Origin of the sequence: Winogradskyella sp., from assembly GCF_028282165.1 — a bacterium.
Taxonomy (GTDB): domain Bacteria; phylum Bacteroidota; class Bacteroidia; order Flavobacteriales; family Flavobacteriaceae; genus Winogradskyella.
The window spans coordinates 77210-98316 of record NZ_JANQIM010000037.1; the positions used below are offsets into that span (position 1 = coordinate 77210).

The 21107-nt window shown below is 35.0% G+C and carries 20 protein-coding genes; 7 read left to right on the forward strand and 13 right to left on the reverse strand.

All coding sequences use genetic code 11. The features are described 5' to 3' along the window. Positions 1–4 precede the first annotated feature (4 nt). From Q0972_RS15245 to Q0972_RS15260, 4 genes are all read right to left on the reverse strand, one after another. On the reverse strand, positions 5–1966 hold the full coding sequence (locus Q0972_RS15245; RefSeq protein WP_299367241.1) for an AAA family ATPase: 1962 nt from the start codon (positions 1964–1966) through the stop codon (positions 5–7). Between the two features lie 45 nt (positions 1967–2011). Then, a complete protein-coding gene (locus Q0972_RS15250) occupies positions 2012–2371 on the reverse strand; it encodes a four helix bundle protein (protein WP_299367244.1) in 360 nt (119 codons plus the stop codon). Between the two features lie 53 nt (positions 2372–2424). Further along, positions 2425–3471 carry a hypothetical protein gene (locus Q0972_RS15255; protein WP_299367247.1) on the reverse strand — a complete coding sequence of 349 codons (1047 nt, stop codon included), beginning with the start codon at positions 3469–3471 and terminating at the stop codon, positions 2425–2427. A 78-nt stretch (positions 3472–3549) separates the two neighbouring features. Further along, entirely contained in the window at positions 3550–4893 is a 1344-nt protein-coding gene (locus Q0972_RS15260) for a microtubule-binding protein (protein WP_299367250.1), read from the reverse strand. A 502-nt stretch (positions 4894–5395) separates the two neighbouring features. Here Q0972_RS15260 and Q0972_RS15265 point away from each other — a divergent pair. Next, the gene (locus Q0972_RS15265) at positions 5396–5620 is read left to right on the forward strand and encodes a hypothetical protein (protein ID WP_299367252.1); all 225 of its coding nucleotides are present in this window, start codon (positions 5396–5398) and stop codon (positions 5618–5620) included. A gap of 65 nt (positions 5621–5685) precedes the next feature. Here the strand turns inward: Q0972_RS15265 and ettA are convergent, their stop codons facing one another. From ettA to Q0972_RS15290, 5 genes are all read right to left on the reverse strand, one after another. Next, positions 5686–7377 (reverse strand): energy-dependent translational throttle protein EttA, encoded by a 1692-nt coding sequence (gene ettA / locus Q0972_RS15270; protein WP_299367255.1) that lies wholly within the window; start codon positions 7375–7377, stop codon positions 5686–5688. A 167-nt stretch (positions 7378–7544) separates the two neighbouring features. Then, complete coding sequence (locus tag Q0972_RS15275; protein WP_299367258.1) at positions 7545–7796, reverse strand: four helix bundle protein; 252 nt, start codon at positions 7794–7796, stop codon at positions 7545–7547. Positions 7797–7823: 27 nt separating this feature from the next. Beyond that, positions 7824–8006, reverse strand: coding sequence for a CAL67264 family membrane protein (locus Q0972_RS15280; protein WP_111683044.1), 183 nt, complete (start codon positions 8004–8006; stop codon positions 7824–7826). A 127-nt stretch (positions 8007–8133) separates the two neighbouring features. After that, positions 8134–8835, reverse strand: coding sequence for a LytTR family DNA-binding domain-containing protein (locus Q0972_RS15285; RefSeq protein WP_299367262.1), 702 nt, complete (start codon positions 8833–8835; stop codon positions 8134–8136). A 1-nt stretch (position 8836) separates the two neighbouring features. Further along, a complete protein-coding gene (locus Q0972_RS15290) occupies positions 8837–9910 on the reverse strand; it encodes a sensor histidine kinase (protein WP_299367264.1) in 1074 nt (357 codons plus the stop codon). 205 nt (positions 9911–10115) lie between these two features. On the opposite strand from Q0972_RS15290, the gene Q0972_RS15295 reads away from it, so the two are divergent. Together Q0972_RS15295 and Q0972_RS15300 are read left to right on the forward strand one after the other, a co-directional pair. Further along, the gene (locus Q0972_RS15295; protein ID WP_299367267.1) at positions 10116–11081 is read left to right on the forward strand and encodes an ankyrin repeat domain-containing protein; all 966 of its coding nucleotides are present in this window, start codon (positions 10116–10118) and stop codon (positions 11079–11081) included. 11 nt (positions 11082–11092) lie between these two features. After that, positions 11093–12496, forward strand: a complete 1404-nt coding sequence (locus Q0972_RS15300) for a serine hydrolase (RefSeq protein WP_299367269.1) — start codon at positions 11093–11095, stop codon at positions 12494–12496. A gap of 125 nt (positions 12497–12621) precedes the next feature. Here Q0972_RS15300 and Q0972_RS15305 read toward each other — a convergent pair whose 3' ends face one another. Genes Q0972_RS15305 through Q0972_RS15320 form a run of 4 tightly spaced genes read right to left on the reverse strand, consistent with a single transcriptional unit; the run spans position 12622 to position 14850 of the window. Further along, complete coding sequence (locus Q0972_RS15305) at positions 12622–13494, reverse strand: pirin family protein (RefSeq protein ID WP_299367272.1); 873 nt, start codon at positions 13492–13494, stop codon at positions 12622–12624. A gap of 55 nt (positions 13495–13549) precedes the next feature. Then, entirely contained in the window at positions 13550–13987 is a 438-nt protein-coding gene (locus tag Q0972_RS15310) for a MarR family winged helix-turn-helix transcriptional regulator (RefSeq protein WP_299367275.1), read from the reverse strand. Positions 13988–14035: 48 nt separating this feature from the next. Continuing rightward, a complete protein-coding gene (locus Q0972_RS15315; protein WP_299367277.1) occupies positions 14036–14317 on the reverse strand; it encodes a GNAT family N-acetyltransferase in 282 nt (93 codons plus the stop codon). Positions 14318–14319: 2 nt separating this feature from the next. After that, positions 14320–14850, reverse strand: coding sequence for an NADPH-dependent FMN reductase (locus Q0972_RS15320; RefSeq protein WP_299367280.1), 531 nt, complete (start codon positions 14848–14850; stop codon positions 14320–14322). 161 nt (positions 14851–15011) lie between these two features. On the opposite strand from Q0972_RS15320, the gene Q0972_RS15325 reads away from it, so the two are divergent. From Q0972_RS15325 to Q0972_RS15340, 4 genes are all read left to right on the forward strand, one after another. Next, entirely contained in the window at positions 15012–16655 is a 1644-nt protein-coding gene (locus Q0972_RS15325) for an acyl-CoA carboxylase subunit beta (protein ID WP_299367282.1), read from the forward strand. Next, the gene (locus tag Q0972_RS15330; RefSeq protein WP_299367285.1) at positions 16655–17929 is read left to right on the forward strand and encodes a nitrate/nitrite transporter; all 1275 of its coding nucleotides are present in this window, start codon (positions 16655–16657) and stop codon (positions 17927–17929) included. The genes Q0972_RS15325 and Q0972_RS15330 overlap by 1 nt, the downstream gene beginning before the upstream one ends. Before the next feature lie 227 nt (positions 17930–18156). After that, a complete protein-coding gene (locus Q0972_RS15335) occupies positions 18157–20064 on the forward strand; it encodes a DUF3857 domain-containing protein (protein WP_299367287.1) in 1908 nt (635 codons plus the stop codon). 2 nt (positions 20065–20066) lie between these two features. Then, positions 20067–21107 (forward strand): DUF3857 domain-containing protein (locus Q0972_RS15340; protein WP_299367290.1); only part of this gene is annotated, 1041 nt, incomplete at its 3' end.

A 21107-nucleotide genomic window follows, 5' to 3' on the forward strand; every position in this document is an offset into this window, starting at 1 on the left:
GCGATTAATCCAGCTTTTCAAAACGCGCTCTAGCTTCCGTTTCAATATTTAGTTGGTCAATTCTTGCATCGACTTTACGTTTAAAGTCCGTATCTGCAATAGTAGCCACATTATCTAAATAGCGCACCACTTCTTGTCGTCTTATGTCACTAAAGTCAAGCCCTTTCATATTGGTACGCATCAATTCTTGTAGCATACCAAATTTGGTATCGTAATCTTTTTTGAAATAAATTTCAGGATTTTCGAACCAATCGGGTTCTAAATCAAAATCCGTTAATCGTAAGGACACCGCTTTTTGAATATTCCTTACATCGCGTGATGAAAAGAATGGAAATATCTTTTGAATCTCAGTATATAAATGCGCATAGAACATATGGTCATCGTCATCATATTTCTTAGCAACCTTTTCAAAAGTATCAAGCACACGTTCTTCGGTAGGCTTATCTATTTTTTCTAAGATTTCACCAAGGTTCTTCGCCACTTTTTGGGCATCCAAAAAGTTGTAATCTTCAGGATTATCCATGTTAATAAAATTGGGCATGGTATCCTCCAGCTTTCGCCACCATAGGTAATCTTGGTCTACAAAATCCTTTTCATTGCGTGCGCCATCTATTTTAAAACGACCTTGTACACGCGAAATCACGGCTTTATCTAACATTTCGGGCAAATTGGTGAACAAACCGACGGAGCTATTACCATAGTTAACAGCGTATGCACCTTCGGTATATCTTAAAAAGACACCGATAACTTCTTTCACACCTGCCGAGACGCCTTGTGTCGTTCGCTCTTGCAAATTATTTTCCGCATCATCAATAGGGGCAAAAATTAAGCGTGTTGGATCCTGTAAGGGTTTCATCCACTCTACCATCTTCTCTGCTGAGCCGCCTTGAAAAGTACTTACAATTGTATCTGGCATGGGATGAAACAAAAATGGAATTTCTAAATTCTCACTATGTTCCTTCAGTCGTGTAGCTATGGCGGCAATCAACATACTTTTCCCTGTACCTGGAATGCCATAGCCCATAAACACAGGCATAAAACCGCCCAACTCTTGGAAAGGATTCTTTTTGGCTTCAAAATCATAGCTCAAAAGACGCTCCGTTAAACGTCTAGCAAAGTGCTTTGCATCTTTATTTCCGACAATTTGCTCAAACTGTACTTTATTGAATTCTACACTGACCGCTGTACCTTGAAAGACATTATTCCACCCATCAACCGCAAAATCGGAATTCTCTAGTTTATAAGCTCTATCTACAATGGTTTCAGTGTACTCTAGCGTACTTTTACGTAACTGAATTTCGTCAATTAAAGCTTCAAAATATACAACCGTAAAGTCAATAACATCTTGATCTGTCTTTATAATATCCGGATGCCCTAAATACTTGTCATAATAAAACAATTGACAAGAGATTCCTTTAAGTGGTGAAATTAAAGAGACCTCTGGAATACCGGCAAACTTCTGTTTCATTACCGATAAGTCGTCTGAAGCATGGGGTTTTAGATCATGCAAAATTTTATAGGCTGTAGCAAACAACATAAAGGCCGTGGCGGTTTGCATTTTGCTTTCATATTCTCGTTTTCCTGCATTGTCTAGAGCTGATCTATTTTCGTACAAGGTGGATAATCCCGAAGCATCATAATAACTATCCTTAATCCATAAGCCAAGTGTAATACCTTCTTGTACACCAAACAAAGCATGGTTGAGATGTATAGGAATTGCCACCGATTCTGGTAACAAGCGTTTCTTTAAGGCTAAAATGGTTTTTGAAACGGAGGTCACAGCAACACTACTGCCATTATTGGCTCTGGACAGATATAAAAGAATCGACTCATCCTTACCGTCATTATCCCTATTCTTAGCCCGTTGACTTTGCTCCCATTGAATGGACTTTAGGTAAGATGTCGCTTCATCACGAAGCATATCGAGTTCATTTTGTTTTATAGGAAAGGTTGAGTTGTGTTCCATCTGTTTAGTCTTCAGTTCGCAGTGCCCAGTCTACAGTCACTTTTATTATTTAAATTTATCAGGGTTATTCATCATGTAGTGGATGAGTTTGCCTATTTCTTCGCTTTTTAAATGCAATTCATTCTTATCTTTTTCAGAAATATATTCGCAAGCTAATGCAAAGTCCAGCCACAATTGAGTCTCTGAGTTTTCACTATCAGCATCAGACATTTTGCTTTTAAAATGTTTCTCATATTGTCGTTTTCTGTAGCCCTCTGCAATATTCGAACATACAGACCGACTCGATCTAACCATTTGCGATGTTAATCCAAACATTTCAGATTTCGGAAACTGTTTAGTCAAATGAAAAATATCCATTGCTAGATTGAAACCTTTTTGATATGCTAATAATGTTTTAAATGACATATTGCTCAATTCTCTTACTGCATACTGCCAACTGAAACTGCATACTCATATACTTACTTTTCAATTTTCAAATCCGCTAATTCAACTGGTGGAATAGCCAGGTTGTTCATAATCTCTGGTGTTTTATTGTACAATAACTGTATAATTCTATGTGGTGCAAATACATAGCGTTGTCTAAACGTATTCCCCCATTTTTGAAAGACTTGCTTGCTAAAAAAACTCCCTTCCTTAAATTGGCTTTGCGAACTGAGTTCGTCTACCTTAAAGGATACTACAAAAGACTCAAGCGGTATGGTCTTCTTTGATATACCATCTAATATGGCATGGGTGACTTCGTTTTCATCCTTTGCAAATACATTATGAATTGGTCCCAGGTCTATGCGCCTTATCAACTTTGGCAATACCTTGGGTAATCGCTTATCAATGGCATAAGCCATGGTATCTAAAGCCATTTCACGATCCGATGTGTTCTTTAAAACACTGTAAATCTCGTCCTTATAGCCTTGTACATCTTTTCCATCATAGTTAAAATACATGTAACAAATAAATGGTCTGTTGTGTGTGACGTCGTAAAAGCTCCAACTCACTAAATGCGCAGCAGGTGAACCCTTGGGTGCATCAATAATCTTGCCTTGCACGAAACGATTGAAAATATATTCCTTCCTTGCAGATGTATAATACACTATCGAAGCCGCCTGGAATAACTTTCGTTTAGAAATAGGCTGTTTTTTTCGCATTAAGGTATCCAAGAATTCTTCTTTTAGAACATCAATATCTGTCAGTCTACTGAGAAACTCTTCCCTAAGTTCTAAATCATTGAACAAGTAACGGAACTCTAGATAATTTGGAAAACTAGAATCTGTTAGATCCACCTTCATATTCTCATCATCATCGTACATATACTTAACTCGCATAGCCTCAATTGAATACAATAGTAAATCTGTGTATTGCTTAAACAACAAAACCTCTTGCTGATTTAGTATTTGTTTGGCTTGAACAGCAGTTATGAGTTCTTTGAGCGTAAAATCTATCATTTTGTGATAGAATACATATTGCTCTTTAGAATCTAAAGTTGCTGAATCTAGTGGTGTTACAATCATGGTTTAGTTCGCAGTTTGCAGTCACAGGATGAGTTACATCGTTACTTTGACGGGATACTGTTTACTCATTGCTTTGATTTACGACAGTAAATCGTCCTCATTGACCTCTGGTTTTGGCTCACCTTCTGGCTCTCCTCCACCATCACTTGGTGCGTTTGGATCGGCATTATAGTATTCGGTAAAAATCTCTTTCATATCAATACCGTAGCGATCAGCAAAGTTCTTCTGAATTTCGGCATCCTTAGATCTAATATCCTTAAGTGCTTCGGCATAACTACCGTAAATGCCTTGCATCACCTTCTCATGTACTGGAATATTATCCATCATTTCTTGACGTGCCTTTGCACTAGCGGTATGCATTGCAGCCAATGTTTCACCAATATGTTCATCGGTTTTCACTCCTAAATGTTCTAAAATAGCCGCAAACTCCTGGTCTGTGCGTGCTTTTAAGGCCACAACATAGCCATCGTAATATTTTAAACGCTCATCGGTATCGGATTTAAGTTTAGCACGATGTGTCTGCAAATTACTTCTCAAAGAGGTCAATACCTTAATGGTTAAGTTATGCTTGTGAACAAAACTATCCTTAGAAGCTGCTAAAGTTGTGTAAGCATTTTTGAGACCTTCTAACTCTTCTACTTTTTGCTCGAGTTGTGTAACTTTCTCTAAAGCCTCTGAATATTCGGGCGATTGTTTATCGGCGACTTCTTCTAAGGCCTGTCTTGCTTGTTTTAAAAGTGCATATTGCTCTTCGAGCCTAGCTTCAACCTCTTCTTTCTTCTGGAGTGCTTTGGTATGATTGTTACTAGCTTCAACGATAGCTACTTTTAAACTCTCCTCTACTTCCTTAATTTCAAGCTCTCTATCCTTTAAACGTTTAATTGCTGCTTGGCTCTTAAATGATAACTCATTTAGCAAGGTTTGTACATCTGCCGTTTCAATTCGCTGCTGAAACATAGCTTTCGCTCTATTATCGGCACCATCACGTTGTTTTTGGGCAGCAGCTAATTCGTCTTCTGCTTTCTTTATCTTGCTTTTACGTCCCCATAGATTATTCCACCAAGTATCTGGTTTGGCTTTTGCATCTTCTAGCTCAACTTTGGCTCGTTCTAAACGTCTAACGGCATCGTCAATGATTTTTTGCTCTGCGGCATTTAGTGCAGAAAAACCTTCGAACATAATCCCTACCTCGTCCTGATAATCTGTTAAATCCTTAATAGCATCGAGAAGTGTTGTCCGATCTTTTTCGGCCATATCAACAACATTGTCTAAGGTGGCATTTAAGATTTTCTGACGACTTTCTGGATCATCCTCCTGAGCCAATTTAGACTTCATTTGGTCTATGGCTTTTCCCCAATTGACTTCTACTTTTTCAGTTTTTTCTTGCGAGTTAGTCTCTAATAAATCAAAATCATCAGACATGTTATATCGTGTTATTTAGTTGAACAATTTTTAGGATAAGCAATTTCGGCAATTTTTTTAAGACTATAAAAACTTTACCATCAAATTATATGTAGCATTAGTCATAAAATTGTTACACCATTTTAAATGTTGTTTATTGGCTAACCTCTTCACGAAAAACTAGTCTTTTCCCCATAAGTATTAGCCTTATTCATTTAGAAAATGAAATAATCTTTCCTAATTATCACACACCAATGATTTTGTACTGTGCAAAAGTTGACAATTTTCTTGAAAAGATCGCTTTGGGTTGATATGATAGCATTATAAATGTTAAATTTTTAAGTTGTTAACAACTTAGCTAAATTGACCTTTTAGCCGAAAACACTGCGTTTCGTCGTATTTTTTATCCGTTTTAACGATAAAATTGTTCAAAAGAAAAAGGTAAATTATTCAAAATAAAGTATTTGGCTTTGGTTTTTTTTCTATATTAGCACCATAGAACCCAAATCTAACCGTATTTAATATGCTTAATAAACTGCTTTCCAAGGCTTTAATAGTGACTACCACACAACTAACTATGATATTGATAGCCGTTGCATCTATTTTCCTTGTATTCATAATTATTGCGATTATAAAGATGTATAAGTTAAAAGCGGAAAACAAGAAATTGATGGAAACCAATGCCTTTAAAGATGTTGACGATACCTATAAAGATTTTACAAGTGGACATCTTTATGGTGATAATTAGCAATAAAAAATATTAAAAAAAAAGGCTAGCGTTTGCTAGCCTTTTTTTTTAATAATGCCAAATCATTATCTGACTAGCTTTTTATACTTGATACGCTTAGGCATAATGTCACTACCAAGTCGCTTCTTCTTGTTCTCTTCATAATCGCTAAAGCCGCCTTCAAAGAAATAGACTTGAGAATTACCTTCAAAAGCTAGGATATGTGTACAAATTCTATCTAAGAACCATCGATCGTGACTAATCACTACAGCGCAGCCTGCAAAGTTCTCCAAACCTTCTTCTAAAGCTCTTAATGTATTGACATCTAAATCATTGGTGGGCTCATCTAAAAGTAACACATTGCCTTCTTCTTTAAGGGTCATAGCCAAATGCAAGCGATTTCTTTCTCCTCCAGATAGTAGTTTTACTGTTTTATTTTGCTCACTTCCAGAAAAATTAAATCGGCTTAAATAAGCTCTTGAATTTACCTGTCTTCCACCCATCATTATCAACTCTTGTTCATCACTAAAGTTTTGCCAAATTGTCTTCTCGGGATCTATGTTTGCATGCTTTTGATCTACGTAAGCAATCTTAGCTGTTTCACCAACTTTAAACTCGCCCTTATCTGGAGCTTCTTCTCCCATTATCATTCTAAAAATAGTAGTCTTACCTGCACCATTTGGTCCAATAACGCCAACAATACCTGCCTGTGGCAAATTAAAATTTAAATCGTCATATAATAATTTATCGTCATAACCCTTGGCAACACCAATAGCTTCTATAACATTTGTTCCCAAACGTGGCCCATTTGGTATGTAGATTTCTAGTTTTTCATCGAGCTGCTTTTGATCTTGATTCATCAGCTTGTCGTAATTCTTCAAACGTGCTTTTTGCTTGGTTTGACGACCTTTAGCGCCTTGCCTCACCCATTCGAGCTCGCGCTCAAGTGTTTTTTGGCGCTTAGAGGCTGACTTACTTTCTTGTGCTAGCCGTTTAGACTTTTGGTCTAACCAGGAGGAATAGTTTCCTTTCCAAGGTATACCTTCTCCTCTATCGAGTTCTAAAATCCAACCTGCAACGTTATCTAAAAAGTATCTATCGTGAGTCACTGCTATAACAGTACCTTTATACTGCGCCAAATGGTGCTCGAGCCAATGAACAGATTCCGCATCTAAATGGTTAGTGGGCTCATCTAATAATAACACATCTGGTTCTTGCAGCAACAAACGGCATAAGGCCACTCGACGTCGCTCCCCACCAGAAAGCACACTAATTTTCTTATCACCATCAGGGGTTCTCAGGGCATCCATGGCGATTTCAAGTTTCGTATCAAGTTCCCATGCATTTGTAGCATCGATTTGATCTTGAAGTTCGGCCTGGCGATTCATCAGCTTTTCCATTTTATCTGGATCACTGTAGACTTCCTCAAGACCAAACTGTTCATTTATGCTATTATACTCGTCCAGAATAGCTACGGTTTCTGCCGCACCTTCCTTTACTATATCCATTACGGTTTTTTCGTCATCCAATTGCGGTTCTTGCTCTAAGTAGCCCACCGAATAATCCTGAGAAAACACCACATCGCCTTGATAATTCTTATCGACACCCGCGATAATTTTTAGTAAGGTCGATTTCCCTGAACCATTAAGACCTAGGATACCTATTTTAGCACCATAGAAAAAACTGAGATAAATATTTTTGAGTACTGGTGTATTAGCCGATTGAAATGTCTTGGTGACACCAGACATTGAAAAAATGACTTTTTTATCGTCGCTCATTATGTGTTAGTTTATTGTATATTGTTTATAGTTAATTATTGCTTTTTTTAAATTTTTGTCCTTTTATTTTTGAGTTTCTTAAATAGTACATTAATGCGCCAATTTTATTTTTAACCGTTTCACACATTTCGGATAGTTTTTCAAAATCAGTTTGACTTATATAGCCTTTATCTAATAGACTTTAACTCGCTGGCAGATCCTTTGGAGTAACTCAGGAAGTTATGGAATTCTTTCGTTCCATCTCTATCAAAACCTTCTGCTATGTTATCCATAATCGAACCAGAACTTCCTTCCATCTGATTTCTTAGCCTAGAGTTATTTATAATTTGAGTAGAATTAATAAGGGTATCGACAAACTGACAAATCTTCCTAGCTCTCTGCCAAACTTCCAAGTCCTCAAACTTTTCAATACGCGCCATGGACTATAAACCTTTGACTCTAAACATCTAAACACGTCCTTTTAAAGCATTAAACACCCAAGCTATTGCAAAAAAACCAATACCTACGGTTGCAAATCCCCAACCTGCAACATCATCGTATCGGTAAGCACCCATGAGAATCAATAAAACACCCATGATTATCATTAGTACCGTAGCCCAAGCAAGTACGGTATTTTTATTCATCGCCATAATCTTAAAATTTTAATTTAGATAGTTAGTTGGATCACAAATATCGTGAAATAAAGTTGATTTTTTTCACCTTCCAAAAGACAATGTCCCTCCTACTTCAAATTGGTTATTGGCAAGTGACTCTTGTTTACTTTAAAATATCAAAAACGCTATTCTTGTAAATAGCTCCTATTGGTATTTCTATTGCCCCTATCTCCACATCAATTTTGGTAAATGCTGTAACTTTAGAAATATTAACAATGTATGAGCGATGAACTCTTACAAATTGCTTTGGAAGTTTAGTTTCAAAATTAGAAATCGTTTCCTTTGTTACAACGTTAGAGTTTTCTAAGATGATTCTAATATAATCTTTAATACTTTCTATATATAGTATTTCAGAAAAAGATATTTTAATATGTTTTTTATTAGAATTAACATATAAATGGTCTAGTGAATCTTCTGTGGTTTTATTTTGAATTAAAGGATCTCTTACTGCGGATAGGCTTTTATACTTGGTTATTGCTTTAAAAAAACGCTTAAACGAAATTGGTTTTAACAAATAATCTACCACATCTAGCTCATAACTTTCGATAGCATAATTGCGATAAGCAGTAGTTAAAATGACTTTAGGTGGGCTTTTTAATGTTTTTATAAATTCTATACCTGATAAAATAGGCATTTCAATATCTAAGAAAATAAGATCAATAGGATTAGAATTTAAAATTTCAACGGCATTAATAGGATTATTTAAACTCGCCACTAACTCCAAATCCGGAATCTGATCCATATGTGACTTAATAACTTCTAAAGCTAAAGGTTCATCATCTATTGCGATACATCTTATGGTCATTTTAATTCAAATCTAAATTCAATTCAATAAAGTAACTGTCTGAAGTCTCTTTGACCTCAATGTTGTGTTTGTTAGGATAATAAATCTCTAATTGTCTTCTTAGGTTTATATTCCCAATTCCCGATTTGTTATAATCTTTTTGTTTCAGTAAATTTTTCAATTTACTATTAAAAACACTAAATCTTAAAAGTCTTTTACTAACAGACAAGTCTATTAAAATCCTAGTATGTATAGGATCGCTGCTAACCCCATGCTTAAATGCATTCTCTACCAAAGGCAATAATAGTAATGGTGCAATTTGTGCTTTACCATCATCTAAGTTATGATCAAATACTATATCTAATGTATCCCCATACCTCAGTGCTTCTAATTCAATGAAACCATTGATCAACTCAATTTCTTGAATCAAAGGTATAGATGTCTGGTCACTTTGGTATAAAATAAAGTCTAGTAACTCAGATAGCTTTAAAACTACTTTAGGTGCTAAATCAGACTTTAAAAGTGTTAAGGCATATAAATTATTTAGAGTATTAAATAAGAAATGTGGCTGAATTTGAGCTTTTAAAAATTTAAGCTCATTAACTACTTTTTCCTTTTCTAAAATTTCTATGCGCTGCTTCTCATCAAATCTTCGTTTTAAAACTTTAATAATTAGCATTATAAATGCATAAATATATACTGACGGAAAATAGATAGAAAAAAGATAAGCCGTGTCAGACAAGATTTCTACTATTGACTCTTGGGTGAAATCACTCCGTATAAATGGTTCAGCCAAATAGACAATAGACCATCTGCCAAATGCTGAAAGTAGATATATACTAAGTACTATTGAAATAGCAAACCCAATAAACTTCTTCTTAAAAAGAAGCCTCGGTATTTGAAAATAATTCAATAAATAAGCAGCTATAATCTGAGAAGGTAACAAAGCTATATAGCTATACATATTATACTTTAGTTCACCTGTGTTCAATGTCGCCGATATAGTAAATAAGGTAATGAAGGATAGCCAAAACAGAACATGCGTAACTACTCTGTTTTTAAAAATAGTATCAATTGACCGAACAATTTTTTTCACAAGTTAAAGATAATTATTTGTGCCTTTTTTATGATCAAAGTCTACCAAATCAAGACTTCAAATGACAGATTAATGATTTCTCATGACCAACACAAAAAATGACTCGATATACTGTTTATATGCTTAGAAATCCATGTTTCGTCGATTTTTAAAAAAATGAATTCATGGTATTAGTTTCTTTGAACTTAAATCAAAAACGAATATTATGACACAAATTAGAAACCTATTTTTTATAGCATTTTTAAGTGCTATTTCCAGTAATGCTCAACCATGTAAAGAACTTCTTCTTGCAGTTAAAGCTAATAACCAAGAGAAGGTAGAATCTTTATTGCAAAGCATCAATCCAAACTGTTATTACGAAAGTGATATTCAGCCGAGGACGCCCTTAGGAATGGCGGCCAGAAATGGAAATTTTTCAATTGGGAAGTTGCTAATTGAAAATGGGGCAAAAACTTCATACAGATATGACTATGATGCCACAGCTTTGATGATATCCTGTAAAAACGGTCATTACGAATTCTCAAAGTATTTAATTGAAAGCGGAGCAAATATCAACGCAAAAATCACAGGAGATGGAACGCCATTAATGTCTGCTGTAAAAGGTGGAAATATTGAAATAGTCCGTCTACTGCTTAAGAAGGGAGCAAACCCAAATCAAGGAGTTATTGGAGATGGCAATGCCATTTTATTAGCAAGCGAAAGCGATAATATCGATATATTAAAGCTATTGATTACTTACTCAGGTGACATCAATAAAAAAACTTTAGGGGATGGTACAGCACTAATTAGAGCCACGAATAAAGGAAATCTGGTTATGGTAAAAGCCATTGTAAAATTAGGTGCTGACGTAAATAAAGCAAGTGACGGAGATGGAAATCCTCTTATAATGGCAGCTAAAAACGGACATATAGAAATCGTGAAATTTTTAGTGGAATCTGGAGCAAATGTTAATGCATTTGTCCCGGGTGACGAAACACCTTTAATAAGAGCTGCTTGGAGCGGGCATCTAGATATAGTAAAATATTTAGTAGAAAAAGGTGCTGATGTCAATAAATCAGTTCGTGATAAATTTTCCTTGCGTTCAGAAAAAAGAAGTCCTTTAAAAATGGCAAAAAGAGAAAATCATACTGAAGTAGTTGATTTTTTAATAAGTAAAGGTGCCACAAATTAAAATTTCAAATTATGATTAATTCTAAACCATATATTTTATTCTTCTATATTCTATTAATAGGTATAACACTAGACGCTCAAAATGAAACCATCCTAGTTTCTGATGACGTAGCCCAATCCGTTGAGAAACTTGCAAATGCTTTAATAAAACAATCTCATATCCCAGGAATTTCCATTGCCGTAAGCAAAGATGAAAAGCTTATATATGCCAAAGGTTTTGGCTATGCAAATATTGAAGAGAATATTAAAATGTCTCCAGCCACACAATTACGCACGGCTTCGGTAGCTAAAGTTATCACTGCTACTGCTATTGGTCATTTATTAACAGATGGTAAATTAGATTTAGATGAACCAATAAAAACCTACATTCCATACATCGATAAGACATATGAAAACTTAACTTCAAGGCAGTTAGCCGCTCATACCTCTGGTTTAGAGCATAGACCTAAAGGCAATAATTATAAAAAGAAGCATTATAATTCAATAAAAACGACTGTACAGTTAATGAAAAAGCCCTTATTATTCACTCCAGACACAAATTATAGTTACTCAACATATGCTTTCAACTTATTGGCCGCAGTAATTGAAGGTGCTTCAGGCATGGATTATATGGATTATCTAGAGAAGAAAATTTTCAAACCATTGCATATGACACAAACCTATGCTGAAAATATTAATACGCTTACGTCTGTGGATGCCAAGCTTTATTATATCAAAAACAAAAAGTTGAAATCAGAAAAGTTAACTAATGGAAGTTATAAAATACCTGGTGCTGGATTTAGAAGTACCCCAAGTGATTTGGTAAAAATGATGAGTGCTTACACAAATAATTTAATATCAAAAGAAGTTGTAAATGAGATGTTCAGAAGTCATAAACTAAATAATGGAGAACTCATTAATGTCGGTATTGCTTGGCGCAAATCAATTGACCCGTTTGAAAATAAGGTCATTGAACATGCCGGAAACTGGCTTGGAGCAAGAACCGTTATCTCGTACTACCCTGAACACAATTTGAGTATCTCTATAATGATAAATGCCAGTTGTCAATTACTAATTGAAGAAACAGCGCATATATTTGCAAATATCTTTTTAAATGAAACAATCAATAGAGACCAAATTAAATTAGATAGAATTCCTGTTAAAGTAACATTCAATGGTGAAGAAAAGGAGACCTATAATGGTGAATTATCCTTGGATTCTGAAGGTGGTTTTTTAACATCACAGAACGATGGATTTTTAAAATCGAATCCTATTTTTCGTTTAAACGGTAAAAATGATTATTGCATGGCAACTGCGTATGGACTCTTATACTTAAATATTAATTCTGAAAGTGAATATTTAGGAAATGTGTATGCATATTACAACAGACTTTCTAAAAACCCTCAAAAAGATCAACCCATAGTAACCATCGAATAACTAAATAGCAAGTATCCTTGAAAATAGGATACTTGCTATTACAATTCATTGAGAAATACTCTAATTCATCGGGACTTCGATAATTAACAAAATAGCAACTATGTTATTATAGTATTTATTTGTTTTTAACTTACAGGAAGAAATCCCATTTTACCCATCTGGTAATCGCGCATAGCTTCGAGTAACTCCGTTTGTGTATTCATTACATATGGCCCATAAGTGGCCACCTCTTCATTAAATGGTTCTCCGGACAGAAATAATAGTAAACTGTCGCTTTCGGCTTCGATTGTAAAGCCATCACCATCCTGATTAAAATAAATCAACTGGTTCTCATTTAACTGAAGTGTTGTTTCATCGTTCACTTTTACTTTTCCTTTCAGCAAGTACAACATACCCTGTTGTGAACTCGGGAAACTTATGGTTTCTCCTCCACCTTCTTTAGCTTCAATCATAAATGCATTGACCGAAGTTTGGGTAACAATCTTGCCTTGTTTTTCATTTAAGAAACCTGCTACGATTTTAGTTTTCACCTTATGATCTGCCGAATTAACCACTTCAAACTCTTCGCTTTTAGCATGCTGATAATTAGGCTGTATCATTTTCTTCTCAGCAGGTAAATTCAACCATAACTGAATACCCTCAATAGTACCTCCTTTACTTACAAACTCCTTGGTTGGCCCCTCGGCGTGGATAATCCCTCGCCCAGCGGTTGTCCACTGTACGTCGCCAGCTTTCACTATACTTTCTTGACCAAGCGAATCGCGATGCAATTGCTCTCCTTGTACCAAAAAGGTTATAGGTTCGAACCCTCTGTGCGGGTGTGGCCCTAGATCAAAAGGATTACTTTCTGGGCTTATAGTATAAGGCCCATAATGATGTAGCAATATAAATGGGTCTATCATTTCTATTTGTTGTGTTGGTAGCGGTTGACGCAGTCGTATTGGCCCCATATTTACAAAATCACTACGTCCTATTTGTTTTATGGTGTTTGTTTTCATGTTTAATCTTTTATTTTATATTTTCCATGGAAAATATTTGGTTAAAAAAATTGCACTATCGCATTTTGTCTAAGAGATTACTTAATTGTTCTGCTTCTTCTTCGTTTAAATTCTTAAGCAGCTCTTTATTTAAATTTTTGGGGATTGATCTTAATAGCTTTTTGCCTTCTTCAGTAATTACTATTTTCACCACACGTCTATCGTGTTCGGATGGTAAGCGTTCAATATAGTTTTTGGCACAAAGTTTATCCATAAGTCGTGTTGCATTAGGTGAGCGCTCTAACATTCGGTCCTTTATCGTTTGAACTTTTAAGGGTTCGCCTGCACCTTTTAAAATTCTGAGAATATTGTATTGCTGCGGTGAAATACCATAATCCTTAAAGAATTCATTTTGGCAACTATTAATCCAATTAGCTGTGTAAATAATATTGAGCAAGGCTTTTACTCTATTATTCTCGAACTTTGAATTAATATCCTTTGCTAAGTCTCCCATATGCATTTGTACTGAGTTTTTAGTCACAGTATTCTATTCAATCTTATTCTAGAAAAGTACGTCTTTGTATTCTGTTCTCTTCTTAAATACTGCATTTGCGAAAGGGCAAAGTGGCATAACTTTTAAGTTATTTTCTCTAGCAAAGTTGACTGCAGCTTCAACCAACTCATAACCAACACCTTGACCTTTTAAAGACTCATCGACTTCAGTGTGGTCAATAATGATTTTGTCTGCTCCAGCATAAGTATAGGTCATTATACCTAGTTGGTTACCATCTACCTCATAGTAGAATTCACCTTTCTTTTCATTTTCTATCTGTTGAATATTCATAACTATAAACTTTCTTCAAATTGTTTGACTTCTTCCAATAATTCATTGTTCAATTCTTCATTGATAATCTTTCCATCTGTAAAATTACTATGGAATGATGGCAATGAAAACTTACCGACTATGTTAGCATTGTGTCTTGGAAAACGATTAGATGCCATCTCTAAAACAGAAGCTCCTCCTCTGCCTCCAGGAGAGGTCGCCATGAGCAACATGGATTTTCCTAAAAAGGTTTTCTGCTCTACTCTTGTTGCCCAATCGAATATATTTTTGAAAGCACCAGAATAAGCACCGTTGTGTTCGGCTAAAGAAATTACAATACCGTCTGCTTGTCGTATTTCGTCTACAAAAGCAACTGCCTCTTTTGGATGACCAGATTCCTTTTCCCTATCCGAGCTATAAATAGACATCTCAAAGTCATTCAAGTCTAAAACCTTAACCTGCACGTTATTTACTAGACTTGCCGCATAAGTAGCCAATTGCTTGTTTATTGATGTACTGCTGTTGCTTCCAGCTAATGCTATAATTTTCTTCATTTTTTGGATTTCTTTTTGTTCTCAGTACAAAACTATGATATTTAATTTTATTTTCCAAGGAATATATTTCCGTGTTATATATTTTTAACGTTTCATTTAGAAAATAGCTTCAACAATTAAAGGTATTGTTTTGTAAATTCGTAGCAAATAAAAATGTATTGATGGATATTAAATTCAATAAAAACGAAGATCACAATAAACTATTACTTTCAGATTTAAAAAAACGATTGGCTAAAGTTAGGCTTGGTGGCGGAGAAAAAAGCATAGAAAAGCATCATAGTAAAGGAAAAATGACAGCCAGAGAGCGTATTGATTATCTACTGGACCCCAAATCGAAATCTATTGAAATTGGAGCTTTTGCTGGCGAAGACATGTACAAGGATTATGGTGGCTGCCCGTCTGGTGGCGTCGTTGTGAAAATAGGCTATATAAAAGGAAAACAATGTATGGTTGTTGCAAATGACGCCACCGTAAAAGCTGGTGCCTGGTTTCCAATTACCGGGAAAAAGAATCTTAGAGCTCAGGAAATAGCCATCGAAAATCGATTACCTATTATCTACCTTGTTGATAGTGCAGGTGTATTTTTACCGATGCAGGATGAAATCTTTCCAGATAAAGAGCATTTTGGTCGCATATTTAGAAATAATGCCGTGATGAGCAGTATGGGAATTACCCAAATCGCGGCTGTTATGGGTAGCTGTGTTGCTGGTGGTGCTTACTTACCTATTATGAGTGATGAAGCTCTTATTGTCGATAAAACTGGGAGCATATTTTTAGCAGGAAGCTATTTGGTTAAAGCAGCGATTGGCGAAACCATAGACAACGAAACGCTTGGTGGTGCTACTACGCATTGCGAAATCTCAGGAGTTACGGATTACAAAGCAAAGTACGACAAAGATGCTTTGGATACCATTAAGAATATCGTGGACAAAATTGGTGATTTTGAAAAAGCTGGTTTTAACCGAATAAAAGCGGTTAAGCCCAAAGAAAATCAAGAAGACATCTACGGTATCTTACCCAATAGTCGAGCCGATCAATACGATATGAATGAGATCATTAAGCGATTGGTCGATAACTCAGAATTTGAAGAATATAAAGCTGGTTATGGACAAACTATTATTACCGGATATGCTCGCATTGATGGTTGGGCCGTTGGTATTGTGGCTAACCAAAGACAAATAGTAAAAACCAAAGGCGCCAAAACCAAACCTAGCGAAATGCAGTTTGGTGGTGTTATTTATAATGATTCGGCAGACAAGGCTACACGTTTTATAGCCAATTGTAACCAGAAGAAAATTCCACTGGTATTTTTACAGGATGTTACTGGTTTTATGGTGGGCAGTAAATCCGAACATGGTGGTATTATTAAAGATGGTGCCAAAATGGTAAACGCTGTTAGTAATTCTGTTGTACCAAAATTCACTATTGTTATTGGCAACAGTTATGGTGCAGGAAACTATGCCATGTGCGGCAAGGCTTACGACCCAAGATTGATTGTGGCTTGGCCAAGTGCTGAGTTGGCCGTGATGAGTGGTAAATCCGCAGCAAAGGTTTTATTGCAAATTGAAACAGCTTCCCTAAAAAAGAAAGGCGAAACCATTACAAAAGAAAAAGAAGAAGCTTTATTTAATAAAATAAAATCGCGATATGACAACCAAGTATCGCCATATTATGCAGCCGCAAGACTTTGGACAGATGCCATAATTGATCCTCTAGATACCAGAACTTGGATAAGTATGGGCATTGAGGCTGCAAATCATGCTCCTATTGAAAAACCTTTTAATTTAGGTGTTTTACAGGTTTAATGCTGCATAAAGAAAATAAGAAACAGCCTTTGTATGTCATATTATTATTGATTTTGGCAGCTGAGGCTATTTTTATTTTGCCTTTTGTTTTACAGCGTATTTTTAGAACGACCTTTTTAGAATCGTTTTCTATTTCCCAAACTCAATTAGGAAGTTGTTTTTCTGTCTATGGCATTGTGGCCTTGGTATCCTATTTGTTTGGCGGACCATTAGCTGATCGTTTTAAGTCTAATGTATTAATGTCTTCTGCATTAATTCTGACAGCGATGGGTGGATTTTACTTATCTACCTACCCTTCTCTTATTAATCTGCACTTACTATATGGTTTTTGGGGATTTACAACCATTTTCCTGTTTTGGGCAGCTATGATAAAGGCCACCCGAATTTGGGGAGGGTCTGATAAACAAGGTATTGCTTTTGGTTTTTTAGACGGCGGGCGTGGTTTGGTGGCTGCTCTTTTTGGGTCTGCAGGTGTCATTATATTTTCATTATTCATAACAAAAGATATTGAATTAACGTCTCGAGTAGAGCGTCAAATAGCCTTCAAGGAAGTGATCCGCTACTCATCTTTGGCGGTTCTGGTTATTGGTATTATTGTGTATTTCTTTTTAAGATTTGAGAAATCAACAACAGATTCTTCTCAAAAGCCTGTTAAATTATTGACTCTGAACAATTTTAGAAATGTTATTGAATATCGTGCGGTTTGGCTGATTATGATTATTATTCTTTGCGCCTATTATGGCTACAAAATGACTGACCTTTTTAGTCAATATGCTGAAGAAGTGATGCTATACAATAAAATCGAAGCTGCCAAAATCGGAACTTACCTGTTGTACATGAGACCTATAATTGGTGTTGTTATCGGTCTGCTTGCTGATAGAACTCGGGCTTCACTGTGGATTATTATCGGTTTTTTATTAATGACTTTAACAAGCCTCATTTTTTACCTAGGAATTATTGATGACTCCAAAACACTGTTCTTTACCTTTTCGATCGGAACTATGGCACTTGGTGTGTATTCCGCAAGGGTATTGTATTTTGCCACACTTGAAGAAGTCAAAATACCAATTGCCATAACAGGAACTGTTGTTGGCTTTATTTCAGTAGTCGGTTATACTCCTGATATTTTTGCAGGTTTATTGATGGGTTACTTTTTAGACGCAAATGAAGGCGCGTTAGGTTTGCAGCATGCCTTCGGAGTTATGGGCTTGTTTGCATTTGTTGGTTTAGTTGCATCCTACTTATTCTATAAACATCAAAAAAGAGCAAATTGATCGTCTTAATCTAGCTTCACTTTAGTAGCTCTTAATTATACTAAACTTTCTAAAACTATAACCCACAAAAAAGTTTAGTTGTGAGTGACATATACCGCTTAAGCCTAACTATAAAGATTTTTACAACACTTAATAGTTTTAATGTCATTTTTGTCAAAATTTAGATCAAAAGCATCATGTGATTGTAAGATTTTTTTACATTTACCATTATTTAAAAACCTACTTTATTGAGACTTGTTTTTGCCTATTTATCAGTATTCATAATACAAGCTAATATAGCCCAAACTTTAAATTCCTTAAAGTTAGAGTACCCTAAGGATGATGTAGTAACCTTGGCTTTAACCAGACATTTAGACATTACTGAATCTCGTGGGAAGCTCAACATTACAGAAACATTTACAAAAAAGGATTTTTATCTTACTAGCAATAGATTATCGTATGCAAACGAAAGCATTGATTACGATTCTTTTGAATCTATCGAACAAGTAAATGCATACACAAGTTCCATCGCAAATGGAAAAACAACTAAGCAATTTGTAAAGGAATTTGAAGACAAAGATGTTTTAATTAGAGGTATCTTTTTCAATGACAGAAAAAAGAAGAGTTTTTCATTTCCTAATGTAACTAAGGGATCCACAACTTTTCTAGAATACAAGAAAAAAATAAAAGACCCACATTTTTTACCATCATTTGTTATTGGTAAATCTTTTCCCATCAAATCTGTAGAGCTTAGTGTAAGTTTTCCAAATACGGTAAAAGTAGCATATTCTACATTCAATTTAGACAGTGTTGATGTAGATTTTAAAACGTCAAAGACTGACAAACACACCACTTATAAATGGATATTGAGATCTGTTCCGAAGATTAACAGAAATTATGATTTTAATCCAATATACTATTTACCCCAAGTGTTTATACGCATAGAGTCGTATAACTATAAAGGGAAAGAGAAATCCGTTTTATCAAATCCTAAAGATCTCTATTTATGGTACAATTCATTAATAAAGGATATTAATAAAACCGACCAAACAGAACTAGAGACATTGACCCATCGCTTAATCAAAGGTCTAAAGTCCGATGAAGAAAAAATTAAGGCCATTTACTATTTCATACAAAATGAAATTAATTACATCGCCTTTGAAGATGGCCTTAATGGGTTTATCCCCAGAGATGCCAAAAATATTTACACCAATAAATATGGCGATTGTAAGGATATGGCTAATATTTTAAATGAAATGCTAAAGTATGCAGGCATTACTTCGTACTTAACATGGATCGGCACAAGAAATAGACCTTTTACCTATAGTGAATTACCTACTCCTATGGTAGATAATCATATGATTACCACAGTAAAGCTTAACGATGAATATCTATTTTTAGATGCTACGGCTAAGTACCTCGGATTTGGCTATCCATCGCCCTTCATTCAAGGCAAAGAGGCGTTAATTGGCATCTCAGATAGTGAATATAAAATCATTAAAGTTCCAGAAATAGACCCAGAAAAGAATGTTACTACTATACATTCCAACTTACAGATAGAGGATAAGGCACTTTTAGGATATCATGAAGCAGAATTCACAGGGTTTGAAAAACTAAATATGTTACATAAACTCCAACGTAAAGATGACGATGACTTAGACTTTTTACAATCTGCCTTAAAATTTGGAAAAAAGAGAACTAAAATCTCTGAAATTGCATACCAAAACCTTAAGTTGATTAACGATACCCTTCAAATTGCTTTTAATTCTAAAACTTACGATTACGTAAAAGAGATTGATAATTTGATCTATTTAAAACCCCACCTAGATTACAACCTAAAATCGGAAGTGGTTAAAGCAGAGAAAAAGAAGTTTGATAAAAAGATTGAACATAAATTTCAAAAGAATTTCATTACCACAATAAAAATTCCAGAAAACCTAAAAATCAATAGTTTACCTAAAGATGTTACGTTTGAAAATCCTCAATTTAATTTTAAGATCACGTATGCACTATCAGGTCAAAATACTATTGTCATAAACAAGCAGATAATGGTAAATACCTTAAAAGTTAGTGTGGTCAAAATGGATAAATGGAATAAGTTTATCAAAGGCCTCAATAAAGTGAGTAAACACTCTATAATACTTGAAAAACAATAACTATGAAATATTTTTTTAATACAATCCTAGTTCTGCTATTAAGTTATACAGCATCAGCTCAGCTCTACAAAAAGCACGATTGGAAAAAAAATCAGGAGTTTTATGAGCTTTCAGAGACTGAACAACAATTGCCATCAATAGCTATAAAAGAAAAATATCTTATTCAATATTACCAACCTGCCATAGCCATATCATCAAAATTCAAACTTTATGAGACCATTCATAGTATCATAAGAGTAAATACAGATAAAGGTATAAAAACGCACAATAGGGTTTATATTCCAATGCGCAATGTTAAAAAGGTAATCGATATCAAAGCCAGGGTTACTCAAAAAGATGGCCGAGTAAAGGTGCTTAATAAAAACAACATTAAAGAACTAGAAAATGTAAAGAACTACGGGAATTTTAAAATATTTGCGATTGAAGGGGTTACAAAAGACTCGCAACTAGAATTTATTTACACGCTTGAAAAACATATAAGGAGTATAGGTTCTGTTGTAGTACAAAAAAATTATGAGGTTAAAGAGGCTGAAGTCATTTTAAGAAAGCCACGTGTTTTAAGTTACCGCGTAAAAGAGTACAATGGTTTCCCAAAAATGGTAACAAAGACTGTTGAAGGCAACAAAGAGGCCTTAACGGCTACAATTACCAACATCGATGCTATGACCGATGAGATGTCTGCTAGCCCAACAGCAAACCGAATGAAGATGTTTTACCAAGTCGCAGCTGGTGGTTTTGGATCTACTTCTGAAATGTGGGACAGGTTAGAAACTAACTTAATCGATAATTATATTGATATAAAACCAAAAAAATATAGCAGCTTGATCAAGGATTACCAAAAATTTGCAAAAGGAAAGCCTGCCGATACCCAAGCACAGATTATCAACAATATTTGTGAATATGTCACCTCAAATTTTAATATCATTCGTAAAAGAGACGAACAGCTATCAGAACTAAATTATATTTCTAGGACAAAGCAAGCTTCGGAAATTGGAATCACAAAAGTATATAGCTGTCTTTTTAACCATGAAGATATCAATTAT

What these genes read in the sequence shown, in the direction of transcription:
- Q0972_RS15285 (WP_299367262.1), bottom strand. Translation starts at nt 8,835, where the DNA reads ATGACCATAAGATGTATCGCAATAGATGATGAACCTTTAGCTTTAGAA.
- Q0972_RS15295 (WP_299367267.1), top strand. Translation starts at nt 10,116, where the DNA reads ATGACACAAATTAGAAACCTATTTTTTATAGCATTTTTAAGTGCTATT.
- Q0972_RS15300 (WP_299367269.1), top strand. Translation starts at nt 11,093, where the DNA reads ATGATTAATTCTAAACCATATATTTTATTCTTCTATATTCTATTAATA.
- Q0972_RS15250 (WP_299367244.1), bottom strand. Translation starts at nt 2,371, where the DNA reads ATGTCATTTAAAACATTATTAGCATATCAAAAAGGTTTCAATCTAGCA.
- ettA (WP_299367255.1), bottom strand. Translation starts at nt 7,377, where the DNA reads ATGAGCGACGATAAAAAAGTCATTTTTTCAATGTCTGGTGTCACCAAG.
- Q0972_RS15330 (WP_299367285.1), top strand. Translation starts at nt 16,655, where the DNA reads ATGCTGCATAAAGAAAATAAGAAACAGCCTTTGTATGTCATATTATTA.
- Q0972_RS15275 (WP_299367258.1), bottom strand. Translation starts at nt 7,796, where the DNA reads ATGGCGCGTATTGAAAAGTTTGAGGACTTGGAAGTTTGGCAGAGAGCT.
- Q0972_RS15315 (WP_299367277.1), bottom strand. Translation starts at nt 14,317, where the DNA reads ATGAATATTCAACAGATAGAAAATGAAAAGAAAGGTGAATTCTACTAT.
- Q0972_RS15245 (WP_299367241.1), bottom strand. Translation starts at nt 1,966, where the DNA reads ATGGAACACAACTCAACCTTTCCTATAAAACAAAATGAACTCGATATG.
- Q0972_RS15265 (WP_299367252.1), top strand. Translation starts at nt 5,396, where the DNA reads ATGCTTAATAAACTGCTTTCCAAGGCTTTAATAGTGACTACCACACAA.
- Q0972_RS15325 (WP_299367282.1), top strand. Translation starts at nt 15,012, where the DNA reads ATGGATATTAAATTCAATAAAAACGAAGATCACAATAAACTATTACTT.
- Q0972_RS15260 (WP_299367250.1), bottom strand. Translation starts at nt 4,893, where the DNA reads ATGTCTGATGATTTTGATTTATTAGAGACTAACTCGCAAGAAAAAACT.
- Q0972_RS15255 (WP_299367247.1), bottom strand. Translation starts at nt 3,471, where the DNA reads ATGATTGTAACACCACTAGATTCAGCAACTTTAGATTCTAAAGAGCAA.
- Q0972_RS15305 (WP_299367272.1), bottom strand. Translation starts at nt 13,494, where the DNA reads ATGAAAACAAACACCATAAAACAAATAGGACGTAGTGATTTTGTAAAT.
- Q0972_RS15310 (WP_299367275.1), bottom strand. Translation starts at nt 13,987, where the DNA reads ATGGGAGACTTAGCAAAGGATATTAATTCAAAGTTCGAGAATAATAGA.
- Q0972_RS15280 (WP_111683044.1), bottom strand. Translation starts at nt 8,006, where the DNA reads ATGGCGATGAATAAAAATACCGTACTTGCTTGGGCTACGGTACTAATG.
- Q0972_RS15320 (WP_299367280.1), bottom strand. Translation starts at nt 14,850, where the DNA reads ATGAAGAAAATTATAGCATTAGCTGGAAGCAACAGCAGTACATCAATA.